Origin of the sequence: Streptomyces sp. NPDC002888 (assembly GCF_042888465.1) — a bacterium.
Lineage (GTDB): Bacteria > Actinomycetota > Actinomycetes > Streptomycetales > Streptomycetaceae > Streptomyces.
Genome location: NZ_JBIAPU010000020.1, coordinates 31,400 through 47,565 on the forward strand (window position 1 = coordinate 31,400; position 16,166 = coordinate 47,565).

The window sequence follows — 16,166 nt, forward strand, 5'->3', positions numbered from 1 at the left end:
CGATCAGGTCTCCGCCGCGAGCGCACGCCGCACGAGCGCTTCGGTCTGCGGGTCCCGGCGTGCGGTGACGGTGAGCAGGGCGACGAACTGTTCCACGAGCCAGTCCCGCAGCTCCTCGGCGGGCGGCTGCTTGTCCTCGTCTAGCCAGATCAGGGAGGCCGCCTCGACGGCGGTGATCCACATCCGGACGGTCATGCGCAGCCGGGGTCCGGGGTCGGTGATCTCCAGGTGGCTCAGGATGTGCTCGGCGGCGGCCCGCCGCACCCCGTCCACGATGGCGGTCGTCCGTGACGTCTCCACGACGCTGCCGCCCTGGAGCAGGGCGCTGAAACCGGCGTCGTGCTCGTCGACGAAGGTGAGGTAGCGGTCGAGGGCGCGGCCGAGGCGGGGGAGGAGAGGGCCCTCGCGCGGCTCGTCGAAGCACTGCCGGAGCTCCTCCGCGGCGGACCGCAGGGCGGCCTCGTACAGCTGCTGCTTGCCGCCCGGGAAGTACCGGTACACCAGGGGCCGTGACACCCCGGCCGCCTCCGCCACGTCGTCCAGCGACACCTCCTCGGGCGCGCGGTGCGCGAAGAGCGACAGGGCGGCGTCGAGGAGCTGGCTCCGGCGCTCCTCGACGCTGAGGCGGCGGTAGGCGGGGGTGGCGGCGGAGGGGGTCATGTCCCGCAGCGTAACCGGCGCACCCTCACCGGCACCCACGCCAGCAGGCACGATGCCGGGTGCCGGGTGCCGGGTGCCGGGTGCCGGGTGCCGGGTGGCGGGCGGCGGCTTCAGGCCAGCAGGCCGGAGGACCTCCACAGTCGTCGCCCGACGCCCCGCAGCACCCCTATGTCGTCCAGGAAGTCGGTCAGGCGCTTCGCGCCGGTCTGCATGACCTCGCGTCGATGGCCGCTCGCGCTCACCTGGGCCACGGCCTCCCGCTTGTCCAGGCCGACGTTCGTGTAGACCTCGGGGTTCACGAAGGCCAGCGAGAACACGCGCGCGACCTCGCCCGACGTGACTCTCGTGAACTCCTGGGACCACTTCGGCGCCGTCACCATCTGCCGGCGCAGCTCCTCGCGGGCGTAGCGCACGTGCCGGGCCTCCTCCACGACGTGGATCCGGGTCACGCCCCGCACCAGCGGCTGCACGCGCTCGTCGGGGAACGTCAGCCGCTGCATCCAGTCGAGGACCTCCTCGCCGAGCAGGGTGGCCGTGAAGGATCCCGGTGTGGTGGAGATGGTCTTGAACAGGCGCCCCAGCTGGTGGTGCGTCCGGCTCACCGGGTACCACGGGGTCTCGCCGCGGGAGATCAGCCGCGCGAACATCTTCGAGTGCCGGCACTCGTCCTCGATCTCGGTGAGGGCGTAGCGCACGTGCGCGCTCGTGGCGGCCTTGTCGTAGATGTGCCGCACGAGCAGCTGCATCAGGATGATCTCGAACCAGATGCCCAGCGAGGCCAGCGAGGCGGCCTCGTGCCGTGACAGCAGCAGCCGCTGCTCCTCGCCCATCCGCTTCCACAGCGGCGTGCCGTACAGCGACACCAGCTCCGGCGGCCAGAACCACTTGCCCTCCTCGAAGGGCGCGTCCCAGTCCAGCTCCTCGTCCGGGTCGAAGGAGTGCTTGGCGGAAGAGACGAGCAGCCGCTCGGCCACCTGCTCGCGGTCCTTGAGCAGGCCGAGCGCGTCCCGCAGCCCGTCGAGCGCGTCGGCTTCCGTCAGGGTCGTCATGGGTGTTCCACCTCGTCGTACGGGGGCGTGTCCGGTTACCCGCGGTTCACTCGATCCTTATGAGACTGCTTGTCAGCAAGCCCGTCAATCCCCCGCGCACCACTTGTTGACCCTCGGTCTAATTGGGGTGTGGGGCTCGACCGGATCCGGAACACTGATCGAATGACCTCCACGCCCCGCGCCGTCGCCCGCCGCAGCCTCGAAGGCCTCGCCCTCGGCGACGCGTTCGGCGAGCGCTGGTTCCCGCTCTTCCGCGAGCCGCGTCAGGCGTACGAGGAGATCCGCACGCGGCGCACGCCCGAGGAACCCGAGTGGCACTGGACGGATGACACGGCGATGGCGCTCGGCGTCCTCCGCGTGCTCGACGAGCACGGTGAGATCCGTTCGACGGACCTGGCCCAGGCCTTCGCGCTCGGCTACGACGCCGACCCCGCCCGGGGTTACGGCTACGGCATGCACGAACTGCTGCCCCGGCTGCTCGAAGCACCGGAGCGCTGGCCCGAGTTGGCGCGCGGTCTGTTCGGCGGCGAGGGCAGCCTCGGCAACGGCGCGGCGATGCGTGTGGCGCCCCTCGGCGCGTGGTTCCACCCCGACCTCTCACGCGTCGTCGAGCAGGCCACCCGCTCCGCCGAGGTCACCCACGCCCACCCCGAGGGCGTCGCGGGTGCCGTGGCCGTGGCGGTGGCGGCGGCGTTGTCGGTCCGTCGGGAGCTGGACCTGGGGCGGGTGGTGTCCCTGACGCCGGACAGCGCGGTGCGGGAGGGGCTGGTGCGGGCCGCCGGGCTGCCCTTCGGTACCGAGCCCTGGAGGGCGTCCGACGTGCTCGGCAACGGGCAGCAGATCCGCGCCGACGACACCGTCCCGTTCGCCGTCTGGTCGGCCGCCCGGCACCAGGACGACCTGGCCTCGGCCCTGTGGACCACGGCCGAGGGTTTCGGTGACGTCGACACCACCTGTGCGATCACCGGCGGGATCGTGGCGGCCCGCACGGGAGTGGACGGAGTGCCGGAGGAGTGGCTGAGCCGTAGGGAGCCGCTGCCCGCAGGGGTCGGCTAGGCGGGGCAGCCCAGGTCGTCGGGGACGTCCAGGGCGACCGGCTCACCGGCCCCCGGCGGGAAGGACGTGCGCAGGGTGAAGGCGTACGGCGTCGGGCCGTTGGTGCGCAGGTGCAGCAGGCGGGCCTCCGCCTCGGCGACCGTCGGGCGGTGACCCGCCGGGACCCACCACAGGGTCGCCATCGCCTCCTGCACCCGCTCGAACCACTCGCGGCGGCGGGCCAGCATCTCGCGGTGCCGGCCCTGGTACATGTAGGCGGTCAGGGCGTTGGTGTCCCGCCACACCGACATGTTGATGATCAGCCACTCGTCGCCGAACACCGCCACGTCCGTCGCGTCGCCGCCCTCGCCCTCCAGCCGCCAGACGAAGCCGTCGGCCGCGTCGGCGTCGGCGTTCACGGGGTCGAGGCCGTCGACGAAGTCCTTCAACTGCGCGGAGTCCAGTGGGGCCTTGAGGCGGGCGATGTTGACCTGGGCGAGTTCGAATGCGGCTGCGGCGTCAGTCATGACCGAACGTTAGGTCGGTCATGACGGTCTCCGGTAGCCCCCGTCTCACGACTTGAGCACTCACGAGTTGAGCACCGCCTCCATCACGGCCCGCGCGATCGGCGCCGCCATGCCGCCCCCGGTGATCTCCCCCCGGTTGCCCGAGGCGTCCTCCACCACCACCGCGACCGCGACCTTCGCCTCCAGGTCGGTGTGACCCTGGGCCCAGGACACGAACCAGGCGTACGGCGTCCCGGCGTTGCCGATGCCGTGCTGGGCGGTGCCGGTCTTGCCGCCGACGGTCGCGCCGCGGATCGCGGCGTTCGTCCCCGTACCCTCCCTCACCACGTCCCGCATCAGCTGCCGCATCCGGGCCGCGGTCGTCGGAAGCATCACCTGGCGCGTGGGACGGGGACCGGCCGTGGATACCGTCGCTCCGTTCGCCCGGAGCGTGCGCTCCACCAGGTACGGCGACCGCAGCTGCCCCCCGTTCGCGACGGCCGCCGCGACCATCGCCATCTGCAGCGGCGTGGCCCGCGTGTTGTACTGGCCGATCGACGACAGGGCCAGCTGCGCCTTGTCCACGGACGTGTCGAAGGTGCTGCGCGCCACCGAGAACGGGATCCGCAGATCCGCGTCGTTGAAGCCGAAGGCGTGTGCCGTGGACACCATGTCGTCCACCCCGACGTCCACGCCGAGCTTCGCGAACACCGTGTTGCACGACCACTGGAACGCGACCCGCAGCGGCGCGTTCTCGCAGCCCTCGGACTCGTTGGCCAGCCTCGTCGTCGTCCCGGGCAGTTGGTACGGGTCGGGGGAGTCGGTCGGCGCGTCGACGTCGCGGACCACACCCGCGTCCAGCGCGGCCGCGGCGGTGACCACCTTGAACGTCGAACCGGGCGGATACGTCTGCCGTACGGCCCGGTTGAGCATCGGCTTGTCCGGGGCGCCGGTCAGCCGCGCCCACGCGCGGGCCGCCGCCGGGCCGTTGCCGGACAGTTGCGCCGGGTCGTAGGAGGGGGCGGACACCAGCGCCAGGATCCGCCCCGTCGCGGGCTCGATCGCCGCCACCGCGCCCTTCCGGCGGCCCAGTCCCTCGTACGCCGCCTGCTGCGCGGCCCGGTTGAGGGTCGTGACGACGTCTCCGCCGGGGTTGCGGGCGCGGGTGACGTCGTTGAAGAGGGGGAGCGGGGTGAGCAGCGGGTCGGTGCCGGAGAGGACGCCGTCCTCGGTGTGCTCCAGGAGGGTCGTGCCGTACATCTGAGAGGCGTAGCCGGTGACGGGCGCGTACAACGGCCCTTCGGGGTACGTCCGTTCGTGGCGGAGCCGGCCGTGGGTGTCCCGGGAACCGGTGACCGGCCGGTCGCCGACCAGGATGTTCCCGCGCGGCTGCCGGTAACGCGCGATGTCGGGACGGCGGTTGGCCGGGTTGTGGTCGTAGGAGCGGGCCTGGACGATCTGGACGCGGGCGGCGTTGACCAGGAGCGCCAGGAGCAGCAGGGCGCAGAAGGCGGCCGCGTGCCGGATGTGTCGGGTCACTGTGCCGCCTGTCTGTCGTGCTGTCGGCGGGCCGAGTGGCTCACCCGGATCAGCAGGGCCACGATGGCCCAGTTGGTGACGACCGACGAGCCGCCCTGGGCGAGGAAGGGCATCGCCATGCCGGTCAGCGGGATCAGGCCGGTCACCCCGCCGGCGATCACGAACACCTGGAGCGCCCAGATCGACGCGAGGCCGACCGCGAGCAGCCGGCCGAAGGGGTCGCGCAGGGCGAGGCCCGCACGGTAGCCGCGTTCCACGAGGAGTCCGTAGAGGAGGATGATCGCGGAGAGGCCGGCCAGGCCGAGCTCCTCGCCCGCCGTGGCCAGGATGAAGTCCGACTTGGTGGCGAAGCCGATGAGGACGGAGTGGCCGAGGCCGAGGCCGGTACCGAGGAATCCGCCGGCCGCGAAGGCGAACAGGGACTGCGCGAGCTGGTTGGGGCCCTGGCCCGCCTCGATCGACGCGAACGGGTGCAGCCAGTCCTCGACCCTGCTGTGCACGTGCGGCTCCAGCCGGCCGACGGCGACCGCGCCGAGCACCGCGAGCAGCAGGCCGACCGCGATCCAGCCGGTGCGGCCGGTGGCGACGTAGAGCAGGATCACGAACAGGCCGAAGAAGAGCAGGGACGTGCCGAGGTCGCGCTCCAGGACCAGGACGCCCACGCTCAGCAGCCAGATGGCGAGGATCGGGCCGAGCACGCGGCCGGTGGGGAGCTGGAGCTTGGTGAACTTCCAGATCGTGCGGCCCGTGTACGCGAGCGCGCTGCGGTTGGCGGCGAGGTAGGCGGCGAAGAAGATGGCCAGCAGCACCTTCGCGAACTCGCCCGGCTGGATGGAGAATCCGGCGATCCGGATCCAGATGCGGGCACCGTTCACGGCCGGGAAGAAGATGGGCAGGGTGAGCAGGACGAGGGCGGCGACCACGCACACGTACGCGTAGCGCTGGAGGATCCGGTGGTCGCGCAGGGCGGCGACGACCACGATGAACAGGCCCACGCCGAGCGTGGACCACACGAGTTGGGTGGGGGCGGCCCGGTCGCCCGGGGTTTCCAGGTCGAGCCGGTAGATCAGCACCAGGCCGAGGCCGTTGAGCAGCACACCGATGGGCAGCAGCAGCGGGTCGGCGTACGGGGCGCGCAGTCGTACGGCGAGATGCGCCAGCAGGGCGAGTACGCCGAGCCCGGCACCGTAACCGGCGGCGCCGGGCGGGAGGGTGCCGCTGCGGGCGATGCCGACGTTGCAGTAGCCGTACACGGACAGCAGGAGGGCCACGAGGATCAGGGCGAGTTCGACGCCCCGGCGCCGGGGGAGGCACGCGGCGGGAGCGGGCGCGTCCGTCGCTGCCACGGTGGTGCCGACCTTGGTCATGTCCGGAACTTACCCAAATAGTGATTCTTGCGGGTTCTTGTGCGGCTTGAGTGTTGCCGGGGGTGTCAGCACCAGCGCGGCGGTGTGCCGATGGTGTCGATGTGGCGGGCCGACCCCCAGGCCCAGGTGCCGTCCGTGAGGAGGTACCAGGTGCGGTTGCCCTGGACGCTCTGGCCCGTGGTCCTGCAGAAGATCGTGACGTAGTCACCCCGCTGGACGGCCCGGATCACACGGCTGCCGCGGGTGGGCGCGCTGCGCAGGAGCAGCCGGTTCGCCGTGACGATGCCCTTGTACAGGCGCGGGGCGCGGGTGTCGCCGCCCTGGGCGGCCGCACCGTCACTCGCGACGGCGGGCGTGACGGCGGCGGCGGTGGCGAGGGCGGTGGCGAGGGCGGTGGCTATGAGCAGGCGGGTGGCACGCGAGCGCATGGACATGGGGTACCTCCCTGAAGGGCTCCCTGATGGGGGCGAAAGTGACTGATCGCCACATTAGGGGCGGTGCACGGAGGGTGCCCGTCGCGTTGGGCCATCGGGGGCGTGGGGTTCGCCGGGGACGGTCACGCGGCGCCGTCGGGGGCGCCGGGCGCCCGCTGAGGCAGTGTCAGGGTCGCCACCGCCCCACCGTCGGGCGCGTTGGCGAAGTCCAGCCGCGCGCCCAGCACCTCCGCCTGCCCCAGGGCGATCGTCAGCCCCAGTCCGTGCCCCTTCGCGCCGCCCTCGGTACGGAACCGCTGCGGCCCGTGCGCCACGAGGTACTCCGGATAGCCGTCCCCGTGGTCCCGCACGGTCACCACGGGCCCGTCCACCGTCAACACCGCCGCCGGGCGCCCGTGCCGGTGCGCGTTCGCGACCAGGTTGCCGAGCACCCGCTCCAGCCGCCGCCGGTCGGTCTCCACGCGCGCGTCCCGGACGACCCGGACCTCCGTGTCGGTCCCGGAGGTCCGCACCACCCGCTCGGCCAGCGCCCCGAGCTCCTCGGCGTCGACCTCCAGCCGCTCCCGCCCCGTGTCGAGGCGCGAGATCTCCAACAGGTCCTCGGTGAGGGTGCGCAGCGCCGCCACCCGGTCACGTACCAGTTCCGTCGGCCGGCCCGCGGGCAGCAGCTCCGCCGCCGCGTGCAGGCCGGTCAGCGGGGTGCGCAGTTCGTGCGCCACGTCGGCGGTGAACCGCTGCTCGCTCAGCAGCTTGCCCTGCAGCGAGGACGCCATGGAGTCCAGCGCGGCGGCGACCGCGGCGACCTCGTCCTGCGGGCGCGTCGGCTCCTTCGTCCGTGGGTCGTTCGCGCGTGTCCGTGGGTCGTTCACCCGTGTCCGGGGGTTGTTCACCCGTGTCCGTGGGTCGTTCACGCGCGCGTCCAGATCGCCGGCGGTGATCCGCCGGGCCACCCGCGCGGTCTGGTGCAGTCGTGCGGTCACCCGGGTCACCGCGAACGCGCCCACCAGCAGCGTCGCTCCGATCGCCAGCGCCGACGACCACAGGATGGCCGAGTCCAGGCCCTGGATCGTACGGGCCTGCTGCCCGTAGTCGACGGCGACGGCCAGTGTCCGCCCGCCGTCGGCGGGGCCCGCCGCCCACATCGTGGGCCGTCCGCGGTGCTCGGCGACCATCGTGCCGCGCTCCCCGGCCGCCGCCAGCTCCCGCAGCGGCTCCGGCAGCCCCTGCGGGTCGACGCCGGCGCCCGGCCGCAGCGTGTCCCCGGCCTCGAACGCCGCGGTCGCGTCCGTCAGCCGGGACAGCGCGAGGTCACGGGCCTGGCCGACGGTCTGGTTCGTGACCTGCACATGGACGAGCACGCCGAGCAGGGCGGCCAGCGCGCAGCACATCACCGTGATGAAGACCGCGGCCTTCACGGCGAGCGTGGCGGTCCACTGGGGGAGCGCCAGCCTCATCGGGGGGCCGCCGAGGAGGGGGCGGCGGGGACGGCGGTGGTCGGGGAGGGGGACCGGGACGACCCGGGGGAGCGCGAGGACCCGGGAGGGCGCGAGGAGTGCGGGGCGTGCTTCCTGCCGTCGCTGCGCAGCATCTCGTCGTGGGTGAGCAGCATCGCCTTCTGCTCCTCGTCCCAGGTCCACTGGAGGCGGTACTCGTAGCCCGCGATGTCCGACGGCGAGCGGACTATCACCGACCGGCCGGCCAGCTCGACCGCGCTCACGGCGTCCTCGTAGTGCATGACCTGCACCAGCCGGTGCTTCTCCACGGTGTAGACGCGGACGGCCGTCAGCGTGCCGGGCAGCAGCCGGAAGCCGAGCGTCAGGTCGTCGCGTCCGTCGCCGGTCAGGTCCCGGTAGTACGGCTTGAGGACGGGGCACCTGGCGCGGTCCCCGTCCGTACCGCAGTCGGCCATCAGCGCGGCCGTCTCGCGGTACGGCGCCTTGTCGCCGTCGTAGTCGTCCGGGCTCCCGGAGATCTCCTCGCGCACGATCGCGGCCGGGTCCACCCTGCGGAGATCGTCCCCCGGGACGGTGACGCCCTTCACCACCGCGGTCTCCGCCTCGTCGAAGTCGAAGGCGGGGGAGGAGGCGGGAGGCAGGTCCGGCCAGAGCCGGGCCGGGCTGATCGCGGTGGGGGTCGCCCCGGCGCCGCGCAGCCCACCGGCGTCACCACAGGCCGCGGTGGCGGCTGCCAGAAGCGTGACGGCACCGAGGGCGGAGGCTGCGCGCGAGGGGCGTCTGGGGGGCACGGGGCTCCTGTGGTCGGGGTGGCTGTCGGCCCGTACACCTTATTCGTAGGGGAGTCCTATTTGCGTTTGCATCGCCTTTATGGATGGGTCGACGCCCGCCTACTCGGCGAGTTCCTCAAGAAGCCGGGCCGTCGAGAGCCCGGCCCGCAGGTACTCGACGAACAGCTCGTTGTGCAGCGCCCACGGAGAGCGGCGGGAGCGTATCAGCCGGATCGCCTCGTCGGCCGAGTGGCCCCGACGGGCCAGGGCGTGGGCGATGACCAGCCCCGAGCGGTTGTACCCGTGGTAGCAGCGGACGAGGACCGTGCGGCCGGCGTCCAGCGCGTCGCTCGCGGCCTGCGCGAGCCGCATCACGCCCGCGAGCTGCGTCCCGTCCAGCGGGCCGTCGGGGATGGGCCACACCTGGTGCTCCACCCCTGGGCCCGGCCCGTGTCCCGGCAGCCGCAGCAGCGTCTGCACGAGATCGAACTCCTCCTGCACGACGGCGAACTCCAGCTGCCCGGCGTGGCCCCGGAACTCGTGCCCACCCATCCACAGACCGGGCACGACCTCGCTCCACGCACTGTCCGGAGCCGGTACGTCGGGCTGCTTCCCGCGGGTACGCAATTGCGCCTCCCCAGCTCCCGCTCCCAACTCCTCTCAAAGGTAGCCGGGTTCTTGCCCCTGGAGCACCCCGCCTGTTCCCATGGTCATGGGGTGATGGTGCATGAGTGGACTGCGCGTCATACCGACCTGGCGCCACGGTCAGGAACGGCTGTACGTCTGTCTCCCGGACGGCAGGAACGTGGCCTGGTACGACCGTGAGGCGGCCCGGGTCAACCTGCTGAGCGTGGACCGCGCGGAGGACGTCCTCGAGGCCCTCCGCCCCTTCCTGACCGGCCAGGTCACGGTGGGCCCGCCGCCCGTCCCGACCCCCGCCGAGCTGGCCCGGCTCTCCCTCCACCCGGACGACGACCTGGCCCCCAACCGCCCCGGCGAGGCCCTGCTCGTCGCCCTCGACCGGGACCCGGGCCCGCCCCGCCGCCTCCGGCCCGACCCCCGGCGCCGGGAGCTGGCGGCGCAGCAGGCGGTCGGCGACGCCCTGGACCGGCTCGACGGCGCGGGCTGGCACACCCTGCACTCCGTCCCGCTGCCCGGCGGCGACCTCGTCCACCACCTGGCCATCGGGCCGGGCGGCCTGTTCGCGATCCACGCCCTGTACGCCCACAAGCAGCGCGTCCTCATCACCGACCCCATGGTCGCCCTGGGCCGCCGCGACCCCCACCCCCTGCTCCGCCGCGTCCGCTCCGCCGCCGACCGCGCCTCCTACGCCCTGACCGCCGAGGTCCACCCGGTCCTGGCCGCCGTAGACCCGACCGAGGTCACGGCGGCCGGCCCGGTGCGCGAGGTCCGCATCCTCAAGGACACGGAGATCGCGAATCTGGCCCGTCTGGGCGGCGTACTGAAGCCGGCGGACGTGGAGGCGTTGCACGCGATGGCGAGGGACAGAAACACCTGGACACGGGTGTAGTGGACCCATCTCAGGGGCGCGGGGCAGTGTCGAGATGCGGCTCCGCCGCGGGGCGCGACAAGCCACAGCGGAGCCGCACCCGTCATGCTCAGGGCAGCGCCCCCGCACGGTCGGCATCAAGAAGCGGCCCCAACAGATCCCCGAAATCCCGCACCCGTGGTGCGACGTCCGGAGCCAGAAACGCCAGCTGCGCCGCATCCCCGCACTCCTCGACCTCAGCCCACGTAACCGGCGCCGACACACTGTGCTCCGCCCGCGCCCGCAACGTATACGGCGTAGCCGTCGTCTTCCGCGCAGCGTTCTGACTCCAGTCGACGAACACCTTCCCGGGCCGCAGGCTCCGGGTCATCCGGTGCACGACCAACCGCGGCATCGCCTTCTCCGCCTCCACCGCGAGCGCCTTGGCGTACTCCGTGGCCCGCTGCGAGGAGACCGGCCGCAGCGCCGCCAGCAGATGCAGCCCCTTCGACCCCGACGTCTTCGCGTACGCCTCGATCCCGTCCGCCGCCAGCCGCTCCCGCAGCCAGAGCGCGACCTCGCAGCACTCGACGACGGTGGCGGGCGCCCCGGGGTCGAGGTCGAACACCAGCCGGTCGGCCTCGGCCGGTGCCTGGATCAGCCACTGGGGCGTATGGAACTCGGTGACGAGGTTCGCCGCCCACATCAACGAGGCCAGGTCCTGCACCAGCACCATCCGCGCGGGCCCCTCCGACCGCGGCACCTCGGCGGTCGTGACCCACTCGGGCGTACCCGGCGGCACGTTCTTGGCGAAGAACACCTGCCCGTCCGGGCCGTCCGGGTAGCGCAGGAAGGACAGCGGCCGGTCGCGCAGATGGGGCAGGAGGACGTCCGCGGTCGTGGCGTAGTAGTGCAGCACCTCGCCCTTGGTGAAGCCGGTCGCCGGATACAGCACCTTCTCCAGATTGCTGAGCGCGAGCCGCCGCCCCTCCACCTCTGTGATCGGCGTCATACGATGAGAATCCCAGAGATTAAGGTGAAAAGTCGCACAAAATATCTCGACCCGATCGAAAGGGTGCCGCACGTGAGATCCATCTGGAACGGCGCGATCTCGTTCGGGCTGGTCAGCATCCCGATCAAGCTGGTGAACGCCACGGAGAGCCACTCGATCTCCTTCCGTCAGATCCACACGGAGGACGGCGGCCGCATCCGCTACCGCAAGGTCTGCGAACTGGAGGACCGCGAGGTCAGCCAGGCGGAGATCGGCAAGGGGTACGAGGACGCGGACGGCACCGTCATTCCGATCACCGACGAGGACCTGGCCCACCTGCCGATCCCGACGGCCCGGACGATCGAGATCGTCGCCTTCGTGCCGGGTGACCGGATCGACCCGCTCCAGATGGACGCCGCGTACTACCTCCAGGCCGGCGGCGCCCCGGCCGCCAAGCCGTACACGCTGCTGCGCGAGGCCCTCAAGCGCAGCCAGAAGGTGGCCATCGCGAAGTACGCACTTCGCGGCCGCGAACGCCTGGGCATGCTGCGGGTGGTCGGCGACGCCATCGCCATGCACGGGCTGCTGTGGCCGGACGAGGTCCGCGACCCCCAGGGCGTCGCCCCCGACACGAACGTCACCGTCCGCGATCAGGAACTCGACCTCGCGGACGCCCTGATGGACACCCTGGGCGAGGTCGACCTGGAGGATTTGCACGACGAGTACCGGGAGGCCGTGGAGGAGGTCATCGCGGCGAAGGCGGCAGGCGAGACCCCGCCCGCGGCCCCGGAACCCGTGGCCGGCGGCAAGGTCCTCGACCTCATGGCGGCCCTGGAGAAGAGCGTGCGGGCGGCGAAGGAGTCCCGGGGCGAGGAGGCGGAGGTCGCCCACCTGTCCTCCCGCGCGACCCCGAAGCAGACCGGCGGCAAGAAGTCCGCGTCCACCGCGAAGAAGACGGCCGCGAAGAAGACCGCCGCGTCCGGCTCCGCGAGGAAGTCCACCGCCAAGACGGCGAAGTCGTCCCAGGCCGCGAAGAAGACGGCGGCGACCAAGAGCACGGCGAAGAAGTCGTCGGCCACGGCGAAGAAGACGGCCACGAAGAAGACGGCGGCCCGCAAGCGCACGGCGTGAGCACGCCCGCCCTCCGGCGTGTCAGGGGTGCATGGACACCGCTGGGCCAGGTGCGAGCGCGGCCGGACTCAGCCGCCGCGTGGCGTCCGCCTGCACCGGCAGCACGTGAAGACGCGCCCGGTCCGGAGAAGGGGGAAGCAGATCGAGATGGCGGTCACGGACGAGGTCGTGACGCAGGGCGATGGAGACCAGGGCCTCGCGCTTCCAGCGCATCCGGTCCTCGCCCGGGTGGTCGCCCCACTTGTCCAGCGGCAGCTTGGTGGAGGCCAGGTAGTCGAGGTGGTAGTTGACGGCGGCACGGGTGATGTTGCGGCAGCTGGGCAGCGCCTGCAGACGCTCGACGATCTCGTTGTCCGTCGGCACCCCGTGCAGGGAGCTGGCCCGCAGGCGCGGTTCGCACAGGGCCACCAGGACCAGGAAGTACTTGGTGTCCTCGGGCAGGCTGAAGGTGCGGGAGGCCAGGCTGGGGCGCAGCGCGGAATCGGACACGCGGCGCGGAGCGGGCGCCAGCACGCTGAACCGGGTGAGCCGCGGCTGGTCGGGCAGGATGACCCGGGACAGCTCGAAGGGGATGGGCGCGTGCTCCCGCCCGGGCAGGACCTTGACGAACTCGCTCCGGCCCTCGATGTTCTCCACGATGTAGCTGGCGGCCGGACTGAAGTTCGACAGCAGCCAGTGGCCCTGGCTCGCGGTGATCCGGCCGGCCGGCTCCGAGATGTTCTCCTCCCGCACGTCGATGCGGTTGCTGGAGGCGGCGTCGTAGCCGAAGACCGTGCTGGTGCCGGGAAGCAGCTCGGTGGTGCGGCGTCTGCCGTCACCGCTGCTGCGACCCAGATGGACGATGATGGCGCGCGAAGAGTCCACGGCGTTGTTCCCCCGGTTCTGTCCCGGTCGGCGGCACGCTCGTTGCGCCGACTCGTCGAGTGAAGCGGTGTCGGCCCGTGTGGTGGTCAGCGGCGGGGCCGGTCTTCCTTCTCAACCGTCCAGTTGAGCGGACAGCGGCGCAGTGAGTGTAGGCACGCACCGAGTTGAAGTGTCAATGCGATAACGGCGGGCCCTGAGCTGCTGATACTGTCCGAAAAACCGCTGCTGCAAGAAGAATTGACTGGACATCAGGCGGCCGTGCACCGTGCGGACCCACGCCGGAACCCGTCCGCTGAAGCGGACGTTCCTCAGGAAGAGCCGGTGGCCAACGGCGAGTCGTAGAACTCGGCCACGCGCAGCAGGAACCGCTCGTCGCTCCACTGCTCGCTGTCCACCACCGCGTACGCCGTGGGCGTGTCGGACCGCTGCTGCCCACCGGCGCCCGGTGCCGGTGCCGGGACCGCCCGCAGCCAGCAGGCCATGACCGCGGCGGCCGACCGGTCAGGGGGGATTCGGTGTTCGCCCACCCGACGGCGCGCCTCGTCGATCAGCGCCTCGGGAGCCGAGGGGCCGAGAGCGAGGAGCGCGTCCTGGATCTCGATGGTGCGCCGGTACAGCTGCAGCCGAGGGTGGCACAGGGAGGCGAGAACAGCCCTCGCCCGTCCCCGCCCCCGTATCGGCTCGAGCCTGACCTGCGGGGCCTTGCGCGTGAGATCGCGCCACAGGGGATACAGCCGGTGCAGGGTGCGTACGTCCTGCACCCTCCTGCGCACCCCGACGAACAGGGGCACGGCCGTGCCCAGTCCCAGGGCGAGGGCCTCCGTACTGGTGAGCCAGGGGGCCAGGGACAGCAGCCGAGGATCGTCGGTGACGGTGCGGCACAGCGCGAGGAGGGCCAGCAGGGCGGACAGCAGCGCGCCGGCGCCGTACAGCAGCAGGCCCGCCCGAAGGGCCCGGCCCGCGGCGCGGGCGGCGTGGATCCAGCACAGGATCCCGCAGCACAGACCGGTGACCAGGTGGTAGCCGAGCAGCAGCAGCCAGTACAGGCAGGTGAGAAGCAGGTGCGCATCCGGGTCGGCAGGCCGCAGGGGCGTCGCGTGCACGTCGACGGTGAGGCCGATGGCGGTGAGCGTCGACGCCAGGCCGAGGGCGAGAGCGTAGAAGGCCGGAATCCGGTGGGCACGTCCGGTCAGTCTCAGCAGGAAACCCCACACGGCACTCGCCGCGAGCATCCCGACGAGTTCCTGAATGGTCGCCAATTCGCCCGCGTAGGCGGGTAGTCGGCCGGAGGAGGGACCCCACGCGGCGTCCAGTGCCAGCACCACCCCGGCCAGTGCCGCGGTGGTCCACAGCGGCCGCTGCTGCGCGGAGCGCAGGGCCGTCGGCGCGCGCAGGAGCGACACCATCAGCAGCACGCCCACACTCACCGCCTCGAACAGGGCGAGCGGCAACGGGTCCTGATGGTCAGTCATGGAGTCCCAGTGCCTGTTCCGCCTCGTTGGGCCGGGGCGGACGGTGCGCCGCGAAGGGATGGCCGGCCTTCACCCGGATCAGGCTGGCGAGCATCTCGGCCTCCTGCTCCTGGCGCGTGGAGTACGCGGTCCGCGCCAGCAACCGCCTCACCAGACGGGGGCTGAGGTCGGGCAGCAGCCCGACGAGGTCCGGTGCCGGGTCGGTGCCGCGGTGGTCGAGGAGCATGTGGCCCACCTCGTGGAGGACGATGTGCTCCTGGTGCAGCCTGCTGGTGCGCCGCTCGAAGAACACGTGGTCGGTGTCCTCGGTGGCCAGCCACACACCGCACGCCCCCGCCCCAGCGGTCTTCTCGGGCAGCGGATGCAGGTACAGATGACGCCCGCGCCGCAGGGCCAGTTGCGCACACAGCGCGTCGACCGAGAACGGCGTCGGTAACTCGATGTCCTTGAGCAGCGTGTGACAGCGGCGCCGCAGCGCCGCGTAGCGGTACAGCATGGGTCTTTCACCCGGGCCTGTTCGTCGTGGGGGGCGTCGTGGGGGGCGTGGGGGTGTGGTGGGGGTGTGGTGGGAGGTGCGCGGGTACGACGGGGTCGCGGACGGGCGGACGGGCGGGCGGCACGGACGAGCGGCACGGACGCGGTGGGGGTCACCCGGCGGCGGCGTCGTCCTCGGGCGTGACCGGCCGCGCGGCCCGGGACGCCTCATCGTCCGGCAGGTTCTGGAGCTTGCGGGCCTCGGTCACCATGGCGAGGAGCGCGTCGAGGCTCGCGGGCGGCAACCCCTCGGCCCGCAGCGCGATGCTGCGGATCTTGGCGTTGCGCAGCGCCACCGCCAGTGCCATCTGGGAGTTGACCCGCTCGTAGACCTCCTCGTTGAGGAAGTACGGCAGGGGGACCCCGAAGAACTCGGCCAGGACGTCGAGTTGGGCCAGGGTGATGTTGTGCTTCTTGCCGGTCGCCAGTTCCCAGAGATACGTGCCCGAGATGGTGCTGCCCGTGGCCTCCCGTATCTCCTTGGCGAGGCGGGCGAAGCCGGGACGGGTCCGCTCGTCCGGATAGAGCACCGCGATCAGCTCGTTGATGCGCCGGTCCAGCCCCTGCAGAACCGGCCGGCCCTCCCCTCGCGGCGCTGCGCCGTTGCTCATCTGACGGCCTCACTCGCTGAGTCGGGGAACCCACTGCCCGGTTCGTCGCTGCGGACGGAGTGTAGTCCGCTGCCCGGACACCAGCTGTGGCCATCTCGTTCCCTCTGCGCGTGCGACGAGGCTTTCCGGTTCGACGAGGCTTTCCGGTTCGAGGTCAACTCTCACTCCTCAGGGTCAGCGGTGGAACAGTGGTTTTCGGTCACGTGATCTTCCGGGAAGCGATCCTCGTCGCTGTCAGGGGCCGCCGTGCCGATGATCGG

The 16,166-nt window shown here is 72.0% G+C and carries 17 protein-coding genes; 3 read left to right on the forward strand and 14 right to left on the reverse strand.

The genetic code is table 11. The features are described 5' to 3' along the window. Positions 1–3: 3 nt before the first annotated feature. Together ACFYWX_RS29710 and ACFYWX_RS29715 are read right to left on the reverse strand one after the other, a co-directional pair. Entirely contained in the window at positions 4–660 is a 657-nt protein-coding gene (locus ACFYWX_RS29710; protein ID WP_389427223.1) for a TetR/AcrR family transcriptional regulator, read from the reverse strand. A 110-nt stretch (positions 661–770) separates the two neighbouring features. After that, entirely contained in the window at positions 771–1,709 is a 939-nt protein-coding gene (locus ACFYWX_RS29715) for a diiron oxygenase (protein ID WP_389427225.1), read from the reverse strand. A 162-nt stretch (positions 1,710–1,871) separates the two neighbouring features. Here ACFYWX_RS29715 and ACFYWX_RS29720 point away from each other — a divergent pair, with 162 nt between their 5' ends. After that, positions 1,872–2,765 carry an ADP-ribosylglycohydrolase family protein gene (locus ACFYWX_RS29720; protein WP_389427227.1) on the forward strand — a complete coding sequence of 298 codons (894 nt, stop codon included), beginning with the start codon at positions 1,872–1,874 and terminating at the stop codon, positions 2,763–2,765. Here the strand turns inward: ACFYWX_RS29720 and ACFYWX_RS29725 are convergent. The 7 genes from ACFYWX_RS29725 to ACFYWX_RS29755 form a co-directional block, all read right to left on the reverse strand. Continuing rightward, positions 2,762–3,271: a DUF3291 domain-containing protein gene (locus tag ACFYWX_RS29725; protein ID WP_389427229.1), complete on the reverse strand. Its 510-nt coding sequence runs from the start codon at positions 3,269–3,271 to the stop codon at positions 2,762–2,764. The genes ACFYWX_RS29720 and ACFYWX_RS29725 overlap by 4 nt on opposite strands. Positions 3,272–3,331: 60 nt before the next feature. After that, on the reverse strand, positions 3,332–4,789 hold the full coding sequence (locus ACFYWX_RS29730; protein ID WP_389427231.1) for a penicillin-binding transpeptidase domain-containing protein: 1,458 nt from the start codon (positions 4,787–4,789) through the stop codon (positions 3,332–3,334). Then, the gene (locus tag ACFYWX_RS29735; protein ID WP_389427233.1) at positions 4,786–6,156 is read right to left on the reverse strand and encodes an FtsW/RodA/SpoVE family cell cycle protein; all 1,371 of its coding nucleotides are present in this window, start codon (positions 6,154–6,156) and stop codon (positions 4,786–4,788) included. Before ACFYWX_RS29735 ends, ACFYWX_RS29730 begins: the two co-directional genes overlap by 4 nt. A gap of 65 nt (positions 6,157–6,221) precedes the next feature. Beyond that, positions 6,222–6,590, reverse strand: coding sequence for an SH3 domain-containing protein (locus ACFYWX_RS29740; protein ID WP_389427235.1), 369 nt, complete (start codon positions 6,588–6,590; stop codon positions 6,222–6,224). A 122-nt stretch (positions 6,591–6,712) separates the two neighbouring features. Then, positions 6,713–8,044 carry an ATP-binding protein gene (locus ACFYWX_RS29745; protein WP_389427237.1) on the reverse strand — a complete coding sequence of 444 codons (1,332 nt, stop codon included), beginning with the start codon at positions 8,042–8,044 and terminating at the stop codon, positions 6,713–6,715. Beyond that, complete coding sequence (locus tag ACFYWX_RS29750) at positions 8,041–8,835, reverse strand: hypothetical protein (protein ID WP_389427239.1); 795 nt, start codon at positions 8,833–8,835, stop codon at positions 8,041–8,043. The genes ACFYWX_RS29745 and ACFYWX_RS29750 overlap by 4 nt, the downstream gene beginning before the upstream one ends. A 99-nt stretch (positions 8,836–8,934) precedes the next feature. Next, positions 8,935–9,441: a dual specificity protein phosphatase family protein gene (locus ACFYWX_RS29755; protein WP_389427241.1), complete on the reverse strand. Its 507-nt coding sequence runs from the start codon at positions 9,439–9,441 to the stop codon at positions 8,935–8,937. A gap of 100 nt (positions 9,442–9,541) precedes the next feature. Between ACFYWX_RS29755 and ACFYWX_RS29760 the strand changes: the two genes are divergently transcribed. Then, on the forward strand, positions 9,542–10,345 hold the full coding sequence (locus ACFYWX_RS29760; protein WP_389427243.1) for a nuclease-related domain-containing protein: 804 nt from the start codon (positions 9,542–9,544) through the stop codon (positions 10,343–10,345). Between the two features lie 88 nt (positions 10,346–10,433). Here ACFYWX_RS29760 and ligD read toward each other — a convergent pair whose 3' ends face one another. Then, positions 10,434–11,315: a non-homologous end-joining DNA ligase gene (ligD, locus tag ACFYWX_RS29765; RefSeq protein WP_389427245.1), complete on the reverse strand. Its 882-nt coding sequence runs from the start codon at positions 11,313–11,315 to the stop codon at positions 10,434–10,436. 72 nt (positions 11,316–11,387) lie between these two features. Between ligD and ACFYWX_RS29770 the strand changes: the two genes are divergently transcribed. Next, complete coding sequence (locus ACFYWX_RS29770; protein WP_389427247.1) at positions 11,388–12,425, forward strand: Ku protein; 1,038 nt, start codon at positions 11,388–11,390, stop codon at positions 12,423–12,425. 21 nt (positions 12,426–12,446) lie between these two features. Here the strand turns inward: ACFYWX_RS29770 and ACFYWX_RS29775 are convergent, their stop codons facing one another. The 4 genes from ACFYWX_RS29775 to ACFYWX_RS29790 all read right to left on the reverse strand — a co-directional run bounded on the left by ACFYWX_RS29775 (position 12,447) and on the right by ACFYWX_RS29790 (position 15,906). After that, entirely contained in the window at positions 12,447–13,289 is an 843-nt protein-coding gene (locus ACFYWX_RS29775; RefSeq protein WP_389427249.1) for a serine/threonine protein kinase, read from the reverse strand. 308 nt (positions 13,290–13,597) lie between these two features. Continuing rightward, entirely contained in the window at positions 13,598–14,761 is a 1,164-nt protein-coding gene (locus tag ACFYWX_RS29780) for an MAB_1171c family putative transporter (RefSeq protein WP_389427251.1), read from the reverse strand. Next, a complete protein-coding gene (locus tag ACFYWX_RS29785; RefSeq protein WP_389427253.1) occupies positions 14,754–15,257 on the reverse strand; it encodes a hypothetical protein in 504 nt (167 codons plus the stop codon). Before ACFYWX_RS29785 ends, ACFYWX_RS29780 begins: the two co-directional genes overlap by 8 nt. Before the next feature lie 151 nt (positions 15,258–15,408). Further along, complete coding sequence (locus ACFYWX_RS29790; protein ID WP_389427255.1) at positions 15,409–15,906, reverse strand: hypothetical protein; 498 nt, start codon at positions 15,904–15,906, stop codon at positions 15,409–15,411. Between the last annotated feature and the right edge of the window lie 260 nt (positions 15,907–16,166).